The organism is Synechococcus sp. BS55D (genome assembly GCF_004332415.1).
Classification (GTDB): domain Bacteria; phylum Cyanobacteriota; class Cyanobacteriia; order PCC-6307; family Cyanobiaceae; genus Synechococcus_C.
On the sequence record NZ_PHQT01000002.1, the window covers coordinates 337,073 to 353,302 of the forward strand.

General features: G+C 47.8%; 15 protein-coding genes. 1 reads left to right on the top strand and 14 read right to left on the bottom strand.

Features of this window, described 5'->3' with window-relative positions:
• The first annotated feature begins 54 nt into the window (after window positions 1–54).
• Complete coding sequence (gene csaB / locus CWE16_RS05415) at window positions 55–1,128, top strand: polysaccharide pyruvyl transferase CsaB (protein ID WP_131593596.1); 1,074 nt, start codon at window positions 55–57, stop codon at window positions 1,126–1,128.
• Here csaB and CWE16_RS05420 read toward each other — a convergent pair.
• The 14 genes from CWE16_RS05420 to CWE16_RS05485 form a co-directional block, all read right to left on the bottom strand.
• On the bottom strand, window positions 1,097–1,996 hold the full coding sequence (locus CWE16_RS05420; RefSeq protein WP_131593598.1) for a CHAD domain-containing protein: 900 nt from the start codon (window positions 1,994–1,996) through the stop codon (window positions 1,097–1,099). The two genes, csaB and CWE16_RS05420, sit on opposite strands and share 32 nt — an antisense overlap.
• A 14-nt stretch (window positions 1,997–2,010) precedes the next feature.
• Complete coding sequence (locus tag CWE16_RS05425; RefSeq protein WP_236629593.1) at window positions 2,011–3,195, bottom strand: PstS family phosphate ABC transporter substrate-binding protein; 1,185 nt, start codon at window positions 3,193–3,195, stop codon at window positions 2,011–2,013.
• Window positions 3,110–4,246: a magnesium/cobalt transporter CorA gene (gene corA, locus CWE16_RS05430; protein WP_131593602.1), complete on the bottom strand. Its 1,137-nt coding sequence runs from the start codon at window positions 4,244–4,246 to the stop codon at window positions 3,110–3,112. The genes CWE16_RS05425 and corA overlap by 86 nt, the downstream gene beginning before the upstream one ends.
• A gap of 237 nt (window positions 4,247–4,483) precedes the next feature.
• Window positions 4,484–6,328, bottom strand: a complete 1,845-nt coding sequence (locus CWE16_RS05435) for an NAD-binding protein (RefSeq protein ID WP_161567571.1) — start codon at window positions 6,326–6,328, stop codon at window positions 4,484–4,486.
• Window positions 6,329–6,391: 63 nt separating this feature from the next.
• A complete protein-coding gene (locus tag CWE16_RS05440; protein WP_131593605.1) occupies window positions 6,392–7,363 on the bottom strand; it encodes an ABC transporter ATP-binding protein in 972 nt (323 codons plus the stop codon).
• Window positions 7,360–8,178, bottom strand: coding sequence for a carbohydrate ABC transporter permease (locus CWE16_RS05445; RefSeq protein WP_131593607.1), 819 nt, complete (start codon window positions 8,176–8,178; stop codon window positions 7,360–7,362). The genes CWE16_RS05440 and CWE16_RS05445 overlap by 4 nt, the downstream gene beginning before the upstream one ends.
• Window positions 8,175–9,044 (bottom strand): carbohydrate ABC transporter permease, encoded by an 870-nt coding sequence (locus CWE16_RS05450; RefSeq protein ID WP_131593609.1) that lies wholly within the window; start codon window positions 9,042–9,044, stop codon window positions 8,175–8,177. Before CWE16_RS05450 ends, CWE16_RS05445 begins: the two co-directional genes overlap by 4 nt.
• Window positions 9,041–10,312 carry an ABC transporter substrate-binding protein gene (locus CWE16_RS05455; protein WP_131593611.1) on the bottom strand — a complete coding sequence of 424 codons (1,272 nt, stop codon included), beginning with the start codon at window positions 10,310–10,312 and terminating at the stop codon, window positions 9,041–9,043. Before CWE16_RS05455 ends, CWE16_RS05450 begins: the two co-directional genes overlap by 4 nt.
• A 5-nt stretch (window positions 10,313–10,317) precedes the next feature.
• Window positions 10,318–11,811 carry a glucosylglycerol-phosphate synthase gene (gene ggpS / locus CWE16_RS05460; protein ID WP_131593614.1) on the bottom strand — a complete coding sequence of 498 codons (1,494 nt, stop codon included), beginning with the start codon at window positions 11,809–11,811 and terminating at the stop codon, window positions 10,318–10,320.
• A gap of 80 nt (window positions 11,812–11,891) precedes the next feature.
• The gene (locus CWE16_RS05465; protein WP_131593616.1) at window positions 11,892–12,458 is read right to left on the bottom strand and encodes a peroxiredoxin; all 567 of its coding nucleotides are present in this window, start codon (window positions 12,456–12,458) and stop codon (window positions 11,892–11,894) included.
• Between the two features lie 35 nt (window positions 12,459–12,493).
• Window positions 12,494–12,730, bottom strand: coding sequence for a 50S ribosomal protein L28 (gene rpmB / locus CWE16_RS05470; RefSeq protein WP_131455311.1), 237 nt, complete (start codon window positions 12,728–12,730; stop codon window positions 12,494–12,496).
• Between the two features lie 64 nt (window positions 12,731–12,794).
• Window positions 12,795–14,699, bottom strand: coding sequence for a molecular chaperone HtpG (gene htpG / locus CWE16_RS05475; RefSeq protein ID WP_131593618.1), 1,905 nt, complete (start codon window positions 14,697–14,699; stop codon window positions 12,795–12,797).
• Between the two features lie 82 nt (window positions 14,700–14,781).
• Window positions 14,782–15,006, bottom strand: a complete 225-nt coding sequence (locus CWE16_RS05480) for an indolepyruvate ferredoxin oxidoreductase subunit alpha (protein ID WP_131455309.1) — start codon at window positions 15,004–15,006, stop codon at window positions 14,782–14,784.
• A 24-nt stretch (window positions 15,007–15,030) separates the two neighbouring features.
• A complete protein-coding gene (locus tag CWE16_RS05485) occupies window positions 15,031–16,209 on the bottom strand; it encodes an ATP phosphoribosyltransferase regulatory subunit (RefSeq protein WP_131593620.1) in 1,179 nt (392 codons plus the stop codon).
• Between the last annotated feature and the right edge of the window lie 21 nt (window positions 16,210–16,230).

Here is a 16,230-nt window from a genome sequence, read left to right on the forward strand (position 1 = left end):
ACTCAACCTAGAACCTATCGAGAGCCGATAATGGCTGGGTTCCGAACATCCGCCATGGCGACAGCCGGCAAAGGCGCAAGGCGCGTTCTGCTATGCGGCTACTACGGGGAGCACAATCTCGGCGATGACGCCTTACTTCAGGTCCTTGTGTGTCAGATTCCTACAAGCTGTCGACTGCTGATCACGGCCTACGACCAAAGGCTCGTTTCAGAACTGGTGCCTCGTAGCAAGACGGTTCAACGTCGTTCCCTTCGCTCCGTTCTCAAAGCGGTTGCGACGAGTGATGTGTTGATCCTCGGGGGAGGAAGCCTCCTCCAGGACAGCACGAGCTTCCGTAGCCTCCTCTACTACCTGACGCTGATCGTGATCAGCCGCGTGTGCAACACGAAGGTGCTGCTTTGGGGCCAAGGATTAGGCCCCCTGAACCGAGTCGTTAGCCGATGGCTGGTTCAAATGGTTTTACCTTTGACCACAGCAATCAGCTGGCGAGATCTGGTGTCCTATCAACAGGCTTGTCGCTGGCAACGATCGGTTCCAATGGTCTGGGGTCCAGATCCTGTTTGGTGCCACCCAGGGCGGCAATGGATAGGGGGAGGGGATGTTGTCGTTTGTTGGAGGCCGACAAAACGCCTCGATGATCAAGGATGGACTGTCTTAATCACAGCTTTGAGTCGACTGCAAAGTCGGTCAGGAGTGAATATTCATTGGTTGGCATTTCATGCAGAACAAGATCGTCTGCTTCCAGAAAAACTTCAGACACTGGATGCCTTCACGAAGCCTTTGAAAGATGCTTCAACTTATTCAACATGCCAAACAATCGATCAGGCCTTGGATGTTTTTTCGAAGGCAAGATTAGTGATTCCAATGCGTCTACATGCTCTGATTTTGGCACAATTGGCCGGAGCACCTTGCTCGGCCCTTAGCTATGATCCCAAAGTCAAGGCAGCGGCATCAATGGTAACGGCATCTTGCCTTGATCTCGGAAATCAACTAACTGTTGATCAATGTTTACTGGCATGGTTAGAACAACTTGACCGGCCAGCAGATCCTTCGAAAATCCTGAATATTCAGTCGAGGTCACGCGTTCATGCAGATCTTATGTTGGATGAACTGAAATGCGTCGACTGAGTACGCGTCGCGTCGATAATCTCAAGAGACGCCGACTATGGACAGTCCAAAGGCTGACAATCTTCTCTTGTTGTTGATGGCTAGCGTGAAGGACGTGTTTCCTTTGCTTGTCAGAGATTCTAATTCTTGCTTCATTAATCAACTGATCAAAAACATGGAGATCATGAAGCTGTCCAAGAAGTTCTTGCAGTCTTCTGAATTGACGAAGATGAATATCCAAGTCTGATCTGCATCGAGACTTAATATTATCAAGCATATAGCGAGTACGCCTAATCTTACTTCGTAATGAATGGAGCTCGACCGAGTCGTTGATCGGATCGAGATACCAGCCAGGATGCAACCATAGGGCAGATAGATAAGGGGTAATCAATTCGTCGACCCAGTTGTCAATAGGCTGAGATGCGGAATGCCGGTATTTGGGTTTGCGAATCCAGCCCTGAAGACGTGAGATAAATTTAAGATAGGTAGAACTTCGTAAAAACTGTTTCATATCGGTGGCAGCTCGTTTACGCTCACGACCAATAGCCTTCTTCAGGGCATCAAGCTCATCATCAGTTTTAACACCAAGCATCGTTGAAAATGAACCGGAAACAAGCTCCTGGAGAACATCAAGGTCTCTGGTGAGTCCTAGTGATGAACATAGGCGAGAAACTCTTCGCTCTGTGACACCACTCGGCAGGTCAAGAAAAGGCTCAAATTGCAAGAGAACACAACGAAGTCTCCTTAAGCTGACGCGAAGCTGGTGCAACGGCTCGACATCACGATCTTCGATTACATTAACTTGAAGAGATACAATGCGATGCAACTGCTCTTGGATTAAAGAGTGGCTAAACTCACCAATTGTCAGAGGAGCCAATTGCATAAACATGGTATTGGGACAAATTAACGATAAGCAGATTTTTTGTGTTGATCAAAGCTTTGCTCAAGCACTTGACCAATAGTCAGGCCAACGGGAATTGTCCCAGAAAAAGAACTCCCTAGAATGTGTCGATACAGCTTTGATTCGACAAGACGATAAGTTCGCGAGGGCAGAGGGATGTAGTTCGCTTCCTTCACGAGTGACTCAGCAAAGCGAAGATAAAAGGCTACAAAGTTTCTGAGATTCTTGTCGTTGTTGAGCATTCGATCGTTAACATACAAAAAGAGAGGGCGCGACAGAGGTTGATAAAGCTCCTTTTGTACATTTGCAATTGAAGGGGCCACAGGATTCCCCTTGGGGTTGACAACTCTCAAAGCCTTCAGCTTTAGACTATTTTTCTTAAAGTAGCCAAATCCAAAATAAGCAAGCGCATTCTGATTATTGATAACGCAATCCACAAGCACATTATCGTTCTCGCTAGCGGTGTAGTCCGAACGAGAGTTTTTTAATGAACCATTAATGGCCTTATTGAAAATATCATAAGTGCCTGAGTCCTTTCCTGGTCCACAGAGCTTGATGGGTCGGTCAGGAAAGTCGTGATTGACTTGATTCCAGCGGGTCACAGATCCAGATGCCTTCTTATTCCAAAGACGTTGGAGCTCTTTCGTGGTGATTGAGCTGACCCAATTATTGTTTTTGTTGACAGCTATGGTAATTGCGTCGAAAGCAATTGGTAGCTCGATAAACCGAATATTGTTTGACGTGCAGGCATTAATCTCTTTCTTGGAGATTGGTCGAGATGCATTGGCTACTGGTATCTTGCCATTACAGAACTCACGAAATCCAGCTGATGAACCTGTTTCCTTCAGAGAAAACTGAACGGAGCGACCCTGAGAAGTTTGCTTAAATTGATTAATAGCACGGGCCGTAATTGGATACACGGTGCTAGACCCTTTAATCGCGATGACCTCTGACGCGGAGGAAGGCCAAGCAGAGATACAAAGAGCGAACGAGCAGCCGCTGAGTAGAGTGAGCGGGATAGTTCTCGAGTTGATGGCCATTACTGCCACGTGTGTCAATCTTATTCTGACCTCGCCATGAAGAACTGGGGTTAAGTAGACGTTATCGATCAGATCGACTGTCAGGGCCGCCTGTCCAGTCTTGGAACCATCCCCGGCGCCAAAGGAAATAAGCTTGGAAAGCAGCAATACCACTCATCAAAATAAGGGAGTATGCATATCCAAAAGACCATTTCAACTCTGGCATATTTTCAAAATTCATGCCATAGATTCCAGCGATGAACGTTAATGGAGCGAATATTGTGCTGACAATTGTCAATGTCTTCATGATTTGATTCATGCGATTGCCAGTGCTTGCCATATAAGCATCATTAACGGCGTCGGCCTGATGGAGAATTCGATCGCCGATCTCTAGCAAAATATTGACATGGTCAGCCATGTCATGGAGGCCTTGTCGAGCACCAGGTCCAAGCAGTCGATGACTTTTACGTAGCAGATAGATTAAATGATCTCTTAAGGGCCACAACTGTCTTCTTGCCCTGCGAAGATTTCGTTTCAGTGTGAATGCACGCTTAAGAACCGAGGGCTTTGGTCTCAATAATGCGGCTTCCTCCAATTCATCAAGATAAGATCGTACGCTTTCAAGCATCGGTAAATGCGTGTCCAGGATCTCGTCAATTAAATAATGGAATAAATTGTCAAGATCAAGATAATCTTCTGTTGACTTAAGAGAGTGAATCCAGTGCTCTAGCTCACGGAACTCTAGCAACGGATTCTCCTGAATTGTTATCAGAAAACCGTGGGCTAAAAGAATCGTAAACTGCTCACTAATAAGATGTGAGGGGTTGGAGGCCAAAGAGAACTGATGGAGAACTCCTAGAACGGCTGAGGGAAATGAATCAATTCGTGCTTGTTGCGGAGCTGTTAGCAACAATGGCCAAAATTTTTGTTCAATTTCTAAAACATCGAGGTAGGATTTGATTAATTCTGGATCTGCCAATCCACGAATCTGAATCCATAGGGGTTCGTTCAGGTTTTTAAGCTGCTGTAGGACGTCACTATCATTAACGTTAATCCATTGGGTTGTTTCCTGTTCAATCAACAAAACACGGCAGCTCACTGGAGCCCGACCACCATGGACAAATAACTGAGTTGGCCACTCACCTGGCCGTTCACTGAGGGGAATCGGTTCAGGAATACTGTCGAGATAGCCACTACTTCTTGAAGATTGTTCAGTCATGAGATCAATCAACGATCATGAGTCTGTACGTGGAGAATCGGGGCAGCATGGGTTTGCAATCCATAAGATGTACTGACTGATCGGATAAGAACACCTCCAAGCAGGAAGGTTGTCTGCAGCATGATGCAGAGCAGGACATCAGACCGCGCATTCCAGAGTATCCAGATCAAGTTGGTCATCCGCTTGATTCCATTTCAGTCGATTGAGGTTCGATCTGATGTTGCGAGCAACACAGGGTCAACCCTTTGTCTCGATAAGCTCTGTGCGCACAGCCATTCGCTGTAGTTCATGTTGAAGTTGCTTTGCTAAGTCACGATCAATCGTAGGGGTGTAATGCCAGAATCCATCCATTGATGAGGCGAATTGACCTGGTGCCATTCCCAGATGACGTGCCAAGACCTGCTGCGTATCGAAACTTTGAGCAGATCTACACTGAACCTGATACTTCAGTCGCCAGCGAGGTGGATCGCATTGATTACGTTCAATGCGACGCAGCCCCCGCAGATCAGCTAGAACGAATAGCTCAGAATCTTGAATGAGCCTTGATTCAAGTGAAGGAAAGATCTTGGCTTGCCGTTCATGGCTTCGACGTAATGCGAGAGCTGTTACTCCGAACCCCTCTTGAACACGCGAAATGGTTGAACCAACTAACGTATCATGTTCGTCAATTCGATACTTAACGAGCAAAACTGTGCGCCCATTAATTCGCCTTACCTCCTCTACTTGTTCTCCAAAAGCAGTAGCAACAAATGCGTCAGCTGCAAGATCAAGTGTAGAAATGAAGTTGATGCCCCCCAGCAGCTCTTCAAGGCTCTCTCCAGTATCAAGATCCTTCGTAATAATTGCAAGCCTGGTGGAGGCGAAAACAATTTGCCATTCGAGGGCTAGACGTAAATTCTTCAGAAGGTCTGATGAGAGCAATCCTGCACCAACAAATTGAGTATGACGAGTCCATCGTTGAAGCTGGCTAGTCGACAGATTTGGGATATCATCATGGCTGGAAAGTCTTAGCACCTCGATACCCGCAGCTGTAAGCTGTGAACTCACCAAGTCAGCAAGCGATCCTCCATCAAGCAAGATCACACTTCTCGAACCAGTGCTGAGTCGACGGCGCACCCTGAGACCCAGTCTTCTACTTAGCAACTGATCGAGAATAAGGGCGACAATTGCACCAGTTAGAATTGTACCTAAAATGGCATAAGTTACAGCGAAAATAAGTGCAAATGGTGACAAGGAAGTTATACCTTGGCCAGTATGGTCAATCAATACATTGACTGGATCGACAAGCTCTCCTTTTAACAGTGAAAGGGTGATCAAAAATCCGGATTGAATGCTATGACCATTGGAAAAAAAAGGTATTCCTGAAATAAAAAGTATAAGAGCGGTTATGAATAATAGGTCCCATGATTGAAGATTCCTGATTCTATAGTCTAAATATCGGCAACAGTCGAGAATCACGACCGATAATCTTCGGACTATCTGCCGCGCTGATCTCGTGGCCTTGCCTCGGCCATAAGCTTTTGATAGATGGTTGAGACTAAGTACTAGTTGATCATTCGGGTCTTCATCCGTACAAATGCCCAGCTTTAATAATCGTGATAAGTACTTGGACGAAGTATCGATAGGTGTATCTTGTTGCTGAAGTGTGATTCGTTGATTAAAAAGTGTAAATGTAGCTGGAACTTGCTCAGGTCTCAGTGACTGGGCAATTGCACTTGCACTGAGCATGAGTGGATCGACAACTCTCAGATTTGGAATTCTGGCTGCAAGAAGGTCATTCAGGGATTCCTGTTGGCTCGAAGATCGGACAACGATGATTGCCTTTGTGTTCAGAATCCTGACATGTAGAGCTGCCTCGAGGTTGATCGTGCTGTCTGAACTCAGTAAAAGCACGCTTCGAGCACGGCCAACCTGTGCACGCTTGAGCGTTGAAGACAGGCGCATATCCCCGAGGATCATCTGATCCTCATATTGGGCCTTTAACTCCTCTGATCTCCAGGCTGGAGGTTTGCAATCAACACAGATCAGATCAACATCAAATGGACGGAGCCTCTCGAGGCACAACTGGCCCAGAGAACCCATCCCGCAGATCACCAGAGGTTCGCTAACTGGTGCTTGCATGGTGAAACCATCGTCAAGCTAAAACTAGCTACGTCGTTTGCCAGTATCAGTATTGAAACAATGTTGCTCATATGTATTCCAGCTCACATGAAGCGTCTCTTTTGGCACAGTGTCGGCTGGAAGTGTAATGCGGAGATGTCCATGTTGTGAGTCGAGCAGCCAGAGCTGATGTGAACCAAGCCATTCCCTTTCTATAAGCCGACAGGGAAGCCCAACAGAATCAAGCCGAAGACATTCCGGACGTATACCGATCGTTGTTCCATCACCCTTGGGGATCAAATTGATTTGTGGTCGACCAATAAAACGAGCAACAAAAAGACTTTCAGGTTTCTGATAAAGCATTGTCGGTGATGCCAGTTGCTCAAGCCGTCCATCTCTAAGAACTGCGATATGATCTGCCATAGCCATGGCTTCGTGTTGATCATGCGTTACATAAACCACTGGTTTTTGCTCTTTCAAGATCAAATGCTTAAGTTCAGGCCGTAGTTCTTCGCGCAGCTGTGCGTCAAGATTACTCATCGGTTCATCGAGTAAATAAACCTTAGGATCACGAAGAAGAGCGCGAGCCAAAGCAACGCGTTGTCGCTGTCCCCCCGAGAGTTGAGCCGGACGTAAGGATGCTCGATCACTCAGTTGAACCCTTTGCATAACCTCCTGTACCATTCGAATACGAACTGATTTTGCAATCCCTCTGATCCGTAATCCCAATTCCAGATTGCCTGCCACTGATAAGTGTGGGTATAGCGCATAACTCTGAAATACCATGCCAACTCGTCTCTTGTCTGGAGCAATATCCGTGACATTATCTTCACCTAGGTAAATCGAACCTGATGTTGGTCGTTCTAGACCAGCAATTAATCGAAGTGTAGTACTTTTGCCGCAACCACTGGGGCCAACAAGTGCTAGGCATTCCCCTGGCTTAACAGTAAAACTTAAATCACGAATGATTTCTTGATCACCAATCTTGAAGCTGACGTTAGTTAAGCTTAGGGTCATGATTTTACGGCACCTGAAGTCAAACCATTGACAATTGATTTCTGGAAGATGATGACAAGAATCATTAGGGGTATGGCTGCAAGTACTGTTGCTGCAGCATAGGCACCATAGGGGACTGAGTACACAGATGAACCGGCAATACGTGCAATCGCTACAGGTAAAGTCAAGAGATCTGAATCACTAATCCAGGTTAGTGCAATTGGATATTCGTTCCAACAGAACAGAAACACCAAAATGCCGGTGCTTGTAATTGCTGGGCCCAAAAGTGGAAGAAGAATCCAACGTACACGCTGCCACAAGGTAAAGCCTTCAAGTCTTGCCGCGTCTTCAAGTTCACTCGGAAGATCACGTATCGCTGCGGCAAGAATCAGGATGGCCAATGGTTGTGATAGCGCTGCGTAAGGCAAACATAAGGCCAGCAGATGATTACCAAGATTGAATGTTCTCGCAAAATCAAGAAGCGCCAAAAATAAAAGTACAAATGGGAATAGTGCAACAAGGACAAGTCCAGCTGACAAGGTACGAGCTATATTCTTTCCTATTCTATTGATGGCGTAAGCTGCCGGAAATGCCAAAAATATTGTGAGTAGTGTGCTGAATACTGAGACAATCAGACTGTTGACTAAGTATTTCATGAATGGTGGATCGCCATTTAAAATAGATCGGTAATGCGTTAGTGTCCATCGATGATCTAGGCTAGTCAATGGCTCTAATAATGCTTGGTCACTGCTGAACGATGTGTAAAGCTGCCATAGCAGTGGTCCAAGAGACCAGGTTAAGAGTAATGCGATCCACAGACTTCTGAATCGATTCATGATCTACCGAATTTTTGACTGATCTGTTGCCATTGGCCAGCGATCATCCAGACAATGGCGCAAACTAATGTAAGGAGGACGAAACTAGCTACCACAAGTGTGGCACTGTATCCAAAGTCCAGGAAACGCATGGCATTTAAATAGGCATATAATGAAAGGCTCTCCGTACTGCTTGCAGGGCCACCACCAGTCATCACTTGAATCAGATCAAAAACCCCAAATGCCTGCGCTAATCTAAAAACCAAAGCTATTGCTATATACGGTTGCAATAGCGGCAATGTGACGTCGCGTAGACACAACCAATTGCCTCCTCCTTCTAACTTAAAGACTTCATAGAGATCCTTTGGAATAGACTGCAATCCTGCTAGCAAGATCAAGGCCATGAAGGGAGTTGTTTTCCAGACATCTCCAATCACTGTTGCGATCCAGCTAATCGAAGGATTGGAAAGGATATTCAGAGGTTCAATTCCAACAAGATCGGTCAGCTGATTTAATGGTCCATACGGTGAGTTAAAGATCCAACGCCAGCCAAGCGCCATCACAGTGGTTGGCAATGCCCAGGGGATCAGCGTCACTGCACGAACCGTGCCTCGACCTCGCCAACGCTGATCGAGCAAAATTGCAATTGCAACCGCCAATATGAATTCAACACCGACCGAGACAATGGCAAATCGACCTGTTTGTATAGCGTCCTGCCAGAAACGACCATCTGATACGATACGCAGCCAATTAGCACCACCATTAAATTCAGGCATCATGCCAGTTAGTACAGAGTTGGCATAAAAACTCATCCATAAATAATGGAGCATAGGAGCTCCATAAACTAGTAATAGGACAATAAATGCTGGCAATAAAAAGAAAATCATGTGCGCCCTCCTGCTGATTTAATAATATATTTGGTTGATTTTTCTGTCTCCTGCATGCTGTAATTTGAGGGCGATTCACCGGTTAAGGAGCTGTTCAGGTTGCGCTGCAAAGCATCGCTTATCTGTGCGTAGAGAGGAGTCTCTGGACGTGCAATTGCATGATTTAGTGCAATTGATAACTCAGGGAGTATTGGATTAATAGTCAATAACTCGGGATCATTAAACAGTTCGGTGGATGTGGGGGTATAGCCATGAGACATGGCTAAGGTTCGCTGTGCTGACTGTGATGTTAGAAAGCGAATGGCTGCTGCTGTTTCATCCGCATGCTTTGTACCATTCAAAATCGAGAATCCCCAGCTTCCTAGAGTGGCTGCAGAATTTTCTTCACTTGTCGCGACCATCGTCGTCACTGCCACCTTCCCCCTCACGGAACTATCTTCCTTCTGTAGTTCAGCCCATGCGTACGGCCAGTTCCTCATGAATGCTGTTTCACCCATCTTGAAACTCTGTAGCGTTTCTGCCTCTGCAAAATTGGCGACAGCTTGTGGGCTAATGCCGTCTTGGATCAGGTTGGTCAACCAATTGGCTGCAGCCAGACCTGGTTCTTGATCCAGTCCAATCGTTGCTGTGGATGGGGCATACCAAATCCCTCCAAAGCCATGAATCATTTCCAGAAAGACACAGCTCAATCCTTCATATTGACGTCCTTGCCAGACGTACCCCCACGGCACCCTTTGCTCTGCTTGTAATTGCTTACTGATTTTGACTAACTCATCTGGTGTTCGTGGTGGTGTATCCATAAGGTCAGTTCTCCAATAGAGAAGCCCCATACTTGCGACAAATGGCCAGCGGACAATTCGACCTTCGAATTCATTACCTGGTTGTACACCTTTGGCCAGCTGGTCAAACTCCGCTTTTTCAAACCACTGATCCAATGGCAGCAACCATCCAGCCTTGGCATATTTTGGGACCCATGTCACATCCATTAATAAGGCATCGAATGGTGGATTTCCCAACAACAAACTGCTGATAGCAAGGTCGGAGATTGCCTCTGTCTCAAGTGGTCCTTTGACCACGGAGAGACGGATATGTCCCTTATGCTCTTGGTTAAACTGATCCACAAGGGGTTTCGTCGCATCAGCGAATGGAGCCGGCATTAGTACCTTCACATCCACTGTCTGGTTCGCAAGCGCAGTCTTTAGACCAAACCATGTCATTACGACGACCAAGACAATCAGCAGCGTCGTGATGGTGCGACGCAGTTGCATGAACCTCATTGATTTACTTCGTTCATGGCTCCAAGCTGTTCATCTGCCCAGTCTGAAACCGTAAAGCTTTCCACCGCAGACGTCATTTTTTCCATCCTCATGATCTGCTCTTCTGGTGACATGGATAGGGCTATGTCAATAGCTTCATCCATTTTTCGATGTGAATAAGGATTGGTTAGTACAGCACCATCGAGTACTACAGATGCCCCAGTAAACTCTGACAGGACAAGAACGCCATCTTTCCCTTTTCTTGCAGCTGCATATTCTTTTGCCACGAGATTAAGACCATCTCGTAATGGAGTGATCCAGCATATGTCTGACCGAGTAAACCAAGCAATCATCTCTCTATAAGGTATTCTTCTTGTAGAGAATCTTACTGGCACCCAATCGATCAAGCTAAAGCGACCATTGATTCTCCCTGCCATCTCTTCAATTGATCTCTGCGTGTCCTCATAGATTTTCATGCCGCTTGCTGCTGAAACACACGCCAGCATCAAAACGACCCGTCCATGAAGTTCTGGTCGACGCTCAAGTAATCGTTCAAATGCTAGCAGGAGTTCTTCATTCCCTTTTGTATAATCAACTCGGCTAGCTGACAAAATTAGCTTTCTACCCTTGCGTGTATCTTCTTCAATTTGCTGTGATAATTTCTCGATCTCTTCTTCGTGAACAAGCTCCTGAATTAAATCTGGCGATGTTCCTACTGGTGAAGATAATAATCTAATTGTGCGACTGTTATATTCTAGCACCTGCGTTTCAGATGGTTCGCTCAAGGCCGTTCCTGATTCAAGAAATCTTGTACCCACAGGTACTTTTGGTCCTTTCATGGCACCAATGAGGCAACTTGCTGCACTTGCAAAATTTTCTGTATATCTCGGTATGTGGAACCCTACAACATCGCAACATAAAAGACTTTTGAGAATTTGGTCTCGCCAAGGCAAGATAGAGAAGACGTCATTACTTGGAAAAGGAGTGTGATGAAAAAATGCAATTTTCAGATCTGGACGTAGCTCTCGAATCATTCCAGGAGCCAGCCAAAGGTTGTAGTCGTGAACCCAGACAATTGCACCTTCAGCCGCCTCTTCGCAGGCCGCATTGGCAAATCGTTGATTCACAGTTTCAAAAATTCCCCAGTCAGCATTGTTGACATCAAAGTAAGTGGGGAACGTATGAAGGATTGGCCAAAAAGACTCCTTAGAGGTAACGTGATAAAAGCTATTGATTTGTTTACTATTTAGAGGGATTCTCTTGAGCACAAACGGTGCTGGGTTTGACATCAACGTTCGTTCGACCGAATCATCATTTTCCTCATTTACTTCTCTCCAAGCAATCCAAGTTCCATCGAGATTGCTCAGAAATAAATTTCTCAGTGTAGGTATTATGCCGTTAGGACTTTTTTGCTCCGCCCATTGAATTCTTCCTTTTGAATCAACAACCGCATCGAAGGGAGTTCGGTGATACAGCAGGATGAACGAACTTGTGCCCTTTTTGCTCGCCATGATAATCAAACTCCGAGGCTGTCCTTGAGAGGGCAGCCTATGTAGACCTACTTCTACAATTCCCTAATTTGCTCTGCTTGTCAAACTTGTCGATTGTCTTGGCATGCGGCCTGAAGTGTTCTGAGCACCTCACGTGCGTGTCCGACGGGGCTTACGCCTGTCCAGCTCTCCGAGAGCACTCCTTCTGGGTCGATGAGGAAAGTATGGCGCATCGAGTATGGCGGCATCCATGACCCATAGAGTCGGCTCACAGCTCCGTCTGGATCTGACAATAAGGGAAAGTCAAGGCCTTCACTTGTGCAGAAGGATTCATGCTCCTTCAAATTATCCGCACTGATGGCAACGATGCTGGCCCCCGCCTCGTGAAATTCGTTGACAAGACTTTGAAACCCATGAGCCTCAATCGTGCATCCTGATGTGAAATCTCTCGGATAAAAGTAGAGAACGAGCCAGCGTCCCTGAAAGTCATCCAGAGACCAACGTTTTTGATCAGGATTGGTACGGTCGGTTCCTTCCAAGTCAAACATTGGCACAATGCTGCCAATGGCAGGCATTGTGCCACCAAGGGCTTGAGCAGACCTTCCACGGCAAAAAAAAGCTCCACCGACAAGTAGTAGTCGGAGGAGCTGACGACGGTTAAAGTTCATTGGATCTGGGCCTGACTGATTGACCCTAGGAGCAATCAGATCTTGCTGAGATCAATACCAAGTGACTTGGCATAAGCGCCAAGGCCTTTCTTCTGAATCGTTTTAAGAGCGCGTGTCGTGATCCGCAGGTTGACCCAGCGCTTGCCTTCCGCCCACCAAAGACGACGCTGCTGCAGATTGGCCTGCTGCAGTTTCTTGGTGCGGATGTGAGAGTGGCTCACCGCCATGCCGTTGTTGGCGCGTGTTCCGGTGAGTTGGCACACCCGAGACATGGTCGAATCCTCTATTGATCTGCGGTCCGTTAGGACCAAACCAGAATTTTAGCAAAGCAGGGGCTCAGCCCCCCCTCTCCATCAGTGCTGCCAACAGTTTCGTGCTCCGTCGTTGAAGACCGTGGAGGTCCTGAGGATCGAGGCCTCCGACGCTGAGCTTCGCCATGTCGTAGAGGTATGTGGCCAGATCCCTTGCAAGGACCTTGCTTGGAGATTCCGCGGTGGACGAGGTCAGCACAGCCCCCGCCTCCAGGTTTTGCAGGCCTTTCACCAAGGGGTGATTGCGATTGACCACAAGCACGTGGTGCTCTGGCAAACCTGGAAGGCGTTGGTCCATGAGCGCCCCGATGTCGTTCAGCCTGCGCATCTGCTCAGGGAGCAAAATCAAGGCGGCAGGTGCATCCAGACCACCCCTGAGACCCTGCACTTGAATGGTGACTTTGTCATTTGACAGCGCTTCCTTCATTAACGCTCTCAATGACTCACTTTGTGTTTCTCCATCTTGATCGGCAAGTTCCTTCGATTCGTCACGAAGTGAATCGTCGAGCTCTGAGTCCACCCGCTGGAACTTCAACTCTTGATGCCTTGCCTCAAGCCATGGGATGAACTGGCTGTCGATAATGCTATCCGCATACAGGACCTCAGCCCCCTGCTCAGTCCAGAGATTAAGGGCAGCTGATTGGGCAATTTCATCACCGCAATAGAGGATGCGTTTTGATTCCATTCCTTCTTTTTGTCGAGAGCAGTAAGCCTCCAGTGTCGTGAGCTCTCGACCGGACTCCGATTGCATGACGGTGTCACTAACCTCAGGGTTTTGATGACGGCTGGTGCCAAAGATGACAATCGATTCAACCTGTTCCGCAAATTTTTCATCCTCCATTGCTCCGATCTTGATGAAGGGAGCGAGTGAATCCCATGCCTGTGCGTACCTACTGGGATCATCCTTCATCAGTGCCTTCAGTCGGTCAGCAATTTTCTTGGCGACGAAATTGCCAATGGATCGAACTCTCCGATCTGTTTGAAGAGCACTCCGGCTTACATTTAATGGGATATCGGGGGAATCAATGACACCCCTAAGTGGTAACAGATATCGAGGGACAATTTCCTTGATTGAATCGCTGACAAACACTTGGTTGCAATAGAGCTTAATCTCCCCTTTCTCCCAGTCGGCTCGACCACTGATTTTTGGGAAATAGAGAATGCCCTGAAGTGAGTATGGGTAATCGGTGTTGAGGTGCACCCAAAGCAAAGGGTCGCCCTGGAAAGGATAAAGGTAACGATATAAATCGATGTAATCTTCGTCATTAAGTTCTCTAGGGCTCTGACGCCATGGTGCCTTCTGCTTGTTAATCGATTCTCCTTCCAGTTCTACTGCGACTGGCATGAAATCGCAATACTGCTGGATGAGTGTACGAAGTCTTGCTGGTTCTAGATACTCAAGCTCGTCCTCTAGCAAATGGAGGATGACGTCGGTTCCAGGTTCGCTTCGCTCCGCCTCTGACAACGTGAAACTTGGTGAACCGTCACAGGTCCAGCGAACCGCTTGGCTATCAGGTCGTGCTGACTTGGTGACCAATTCTACTTCACGTGCAACCATGAAGCTCGAATAGAAGCCCAAGCCAAAGTGGCCAATAATCGCATCTTGTTCTTGCTTGTATTTTTCAAGAAAATCTTCAGCGCTTGAAAAGGCTACCTGATTGATATAACGCTTGACTTCATCGGCAGTCATGCCAATTCCGTTATCACTAAAAGTGATTGCTTTCTTCTCTCGGCTAATTGTCAGCTTTATCAGTCCGTCTGGGCCCTCGCTGCAATCACCTGCCATCGAAGCCATCCTCCGCTTGTTGATGGCATCGGCAGCATTGCTTACGAGTTCTCTGAGAAATACTTCATGGCCGGAATAGACAGCCTTTTTGATGATTGGAAATATATTTTCAGTGTGGATCTGGATTTGGCCTTGTTCCAGCATCACATTTAATGGCGAACTCGCCTATGGTATTACCTGCGAGTCACGCGGTTCAAGCCTGTGGTTGGCGAGGTTTCCGTACGTCCTATGGGCGCTTCTGAAGGTCGGCTCGTTCCTCGGCAAGAATCGCACCCTCCACTGGACACACCTGAAGGCAGATTCCGCAATCAATGCAGGTGTCAAAATCAATCCAGTAAAACTCTGTGCCTTTACGGTTGCGCCCCTTGCCGGGTTGTATGCAGGCGACAGGGCAGGCATCAACGCAATCTGCAATGCCCTCGCAGACATCAGTGACGATCGTATGAGCCATGCGTTTTACCGAGCAGAGGTAATTCTAGTGAGTCAGCCACCTGAGTTCGCTGCAGCAACGCTCCTGACAGACCTGTTCAGCAGCTTCACGGCTCACTAGAGGACTCAGCATGACCTCAGCGCTGATACCCTCCCGATGCAAGTCCCTCTGAACTTCAAGAGCGTCCTCAAGACTTGTCGTGTCTGAGTAAGCGATTAGAACCTGTGTCAATGATTGATGAGCAGCTTGAGCATCACTGGGTAGATCACGGATATCATCGAGACAGAAGCTAAAGCCGAGTCCACTGGCTTTCTTCCTTTCGGAATCAAAGCGCGCCACAAGGGTGTCGTAACGACCACCCCTTGCAATCACGACGGGTGCGGCGTGCCCCTGGCAGACCAACTGGAAGACCAAGCCGTCGTAGAGCCCGTAATGCGGTTGGAAGCTGGGATCCAATTGGAGATCAATACCTCCTTTCTGCGCAAGAGGAGAAAGGTGTTTAAACATCCTTTCCAGATCGTTGAGCACTGGTTGAGGACCAAAGCATCGACGCTCCTCCTCCAGGACCATTGATGGTTCCCCCCTGAGATCGAGCTGTCTTAACAGACGCTCATGAGCCTGTGGTTCGAGACCTAACCGTTCCAGTTCAAGGCGATCCAGTCCTGTCAAAGCTGCTTTCACCTTGTCGCGTTCTTCGCCTTTAAACGGGGACAGAATCAGATCCATTAGCGCGGCATGGCCAACTAAGAGCCGGGCCTGATGCCTTGGTTTCAAACCAAGGCTCTCCGTAGCGGCCATCAAGAGTGAAAGCAGCTCGAGTTCCCCATGGGGAGATGGTGCTCCAAACAATTCCACGCCGCTATGCAGCTTTTCCTCAATGCACTGGCGCCCCTCATCAGCCTGCCGACTCTCAAACACAGTGCCTGAGGCCCAGAGGCGGAGCGGCCGCGTCCGTTGAGAAAAGCGAGTGCTTGCTGCTCTGGCAATGGACGCGGTCATTTCAGGTCGTAAGCCGAGAGGCTCGTCGGCGACCAAGCGGACGATCTCTTGGCTGGCGATTCCCCCTCCAGCCTTGAGGGTGTCAATACGTTCCACGCGAGGGGGGGAAACCTCCTCGTAGCCCCACAGGCGATAAACGCTGGCGAGCCGTTCACGGAGCCAGTGGTTGTGCTCCACCTGCTGTGGATTCAGATCGCGAGCACCCGTGGCAGGTTGAAGGGCCATCCAAAGGGCAGTGACATCCCT

Coding starts and splice junctions, on each gene's coding strand:
- CWE16_RS05440 (WP_131593605.1), bottom strand. CDS start 7,363: ATGACCCTAAGCTTAACTAACGTCAGCTTCAAGATTGGTGATCAAGAA.
- CWE16_RS05435 (WP_161567571.1), bottom strand. CDS start 6,328: ATGGGTTCTCTGGGCCAGTTGTGCCTCGAGAGGCTCCGTCCATTTGAT.
- CWE16_RS05455 (WP_131593611.1), bottom strand. CDS start 10,312: ATGCAACTGCGTCGCACCATCACGACGCTGCTGATTGTCTTGGTCGTC.
- CWE16_RS05420 (WP_131593598.1), bottom strand. CDS start 1,996: ATGTTTATGCAATTGGCTCCTCTGACAATTGGTGAGTTTAGCCACTCT.
- CWE16_RS05450 (WP_131593609.1), bottom strand. CDS start 9,044: ATGATTTTCTTTTTATTGCCAGCATTTATTGTCCTATTACTAGTTTAT.
- htpG (WP_131593618.1), bottom strand. CDS start 14,699: ATGCTGGAACAAGGCCAAATCCAGATCCACACTGAAAATATATTTCCA.
- rpmB (WP_131455311.1), bottom strand. CDS start 12,730: ATGTCTCGGGTGTGCCAACTCACCGGAACACGCGCCAACAACGGCATG.
- ggpS (WP_131593614.1), bottom strand. CDS start 11,811: ATGGCGAGCAAAAAGGGCACAAGTTCGTTCATCCTGCTGTATCACCGA.
- csaB (WP_131593596.1), top strand. CDS start 55: ATGGCGACAGCCGGCAAAGGCGCAAGGCGCGTTCTGCTATGCGGCTAC.
- CWE16_RS05485 (WP_131593620.1), bottom strand. CDS start 16,209: ATGGCCCTTCAACCTGCCACGGGTGCTCGCGATCTGAATCCACAGCAG.
- CWE16_RS05465 (WP_131593616.1), bottom strand. CDS start 12,458: ATGAACTTTAACCGTCGTCAGCTCCTCCGACTACTACTTGTCGGTGGA.
- CWE16_RS05445 (WP_131593607.1), bottom strand. CDS start 8,178: ATGAATCGATTCAGAAGTCTGTGGATCGCATTACTCTTAACCTGGTCT.
- CWE16_RS05480 (WP_131455309.1), bottom strand. CDS start 15,006: ATGGCTCATACGATCGTCACTGATGTCTGCGAGGGCATTGCAGATTGC.
- corA (WP_131593602.1), bottom strand. CDS start 4,246: ATGACTGAACAATCTTCAAGAAGTAGTGGCTATCTCGACAGTATTCCT.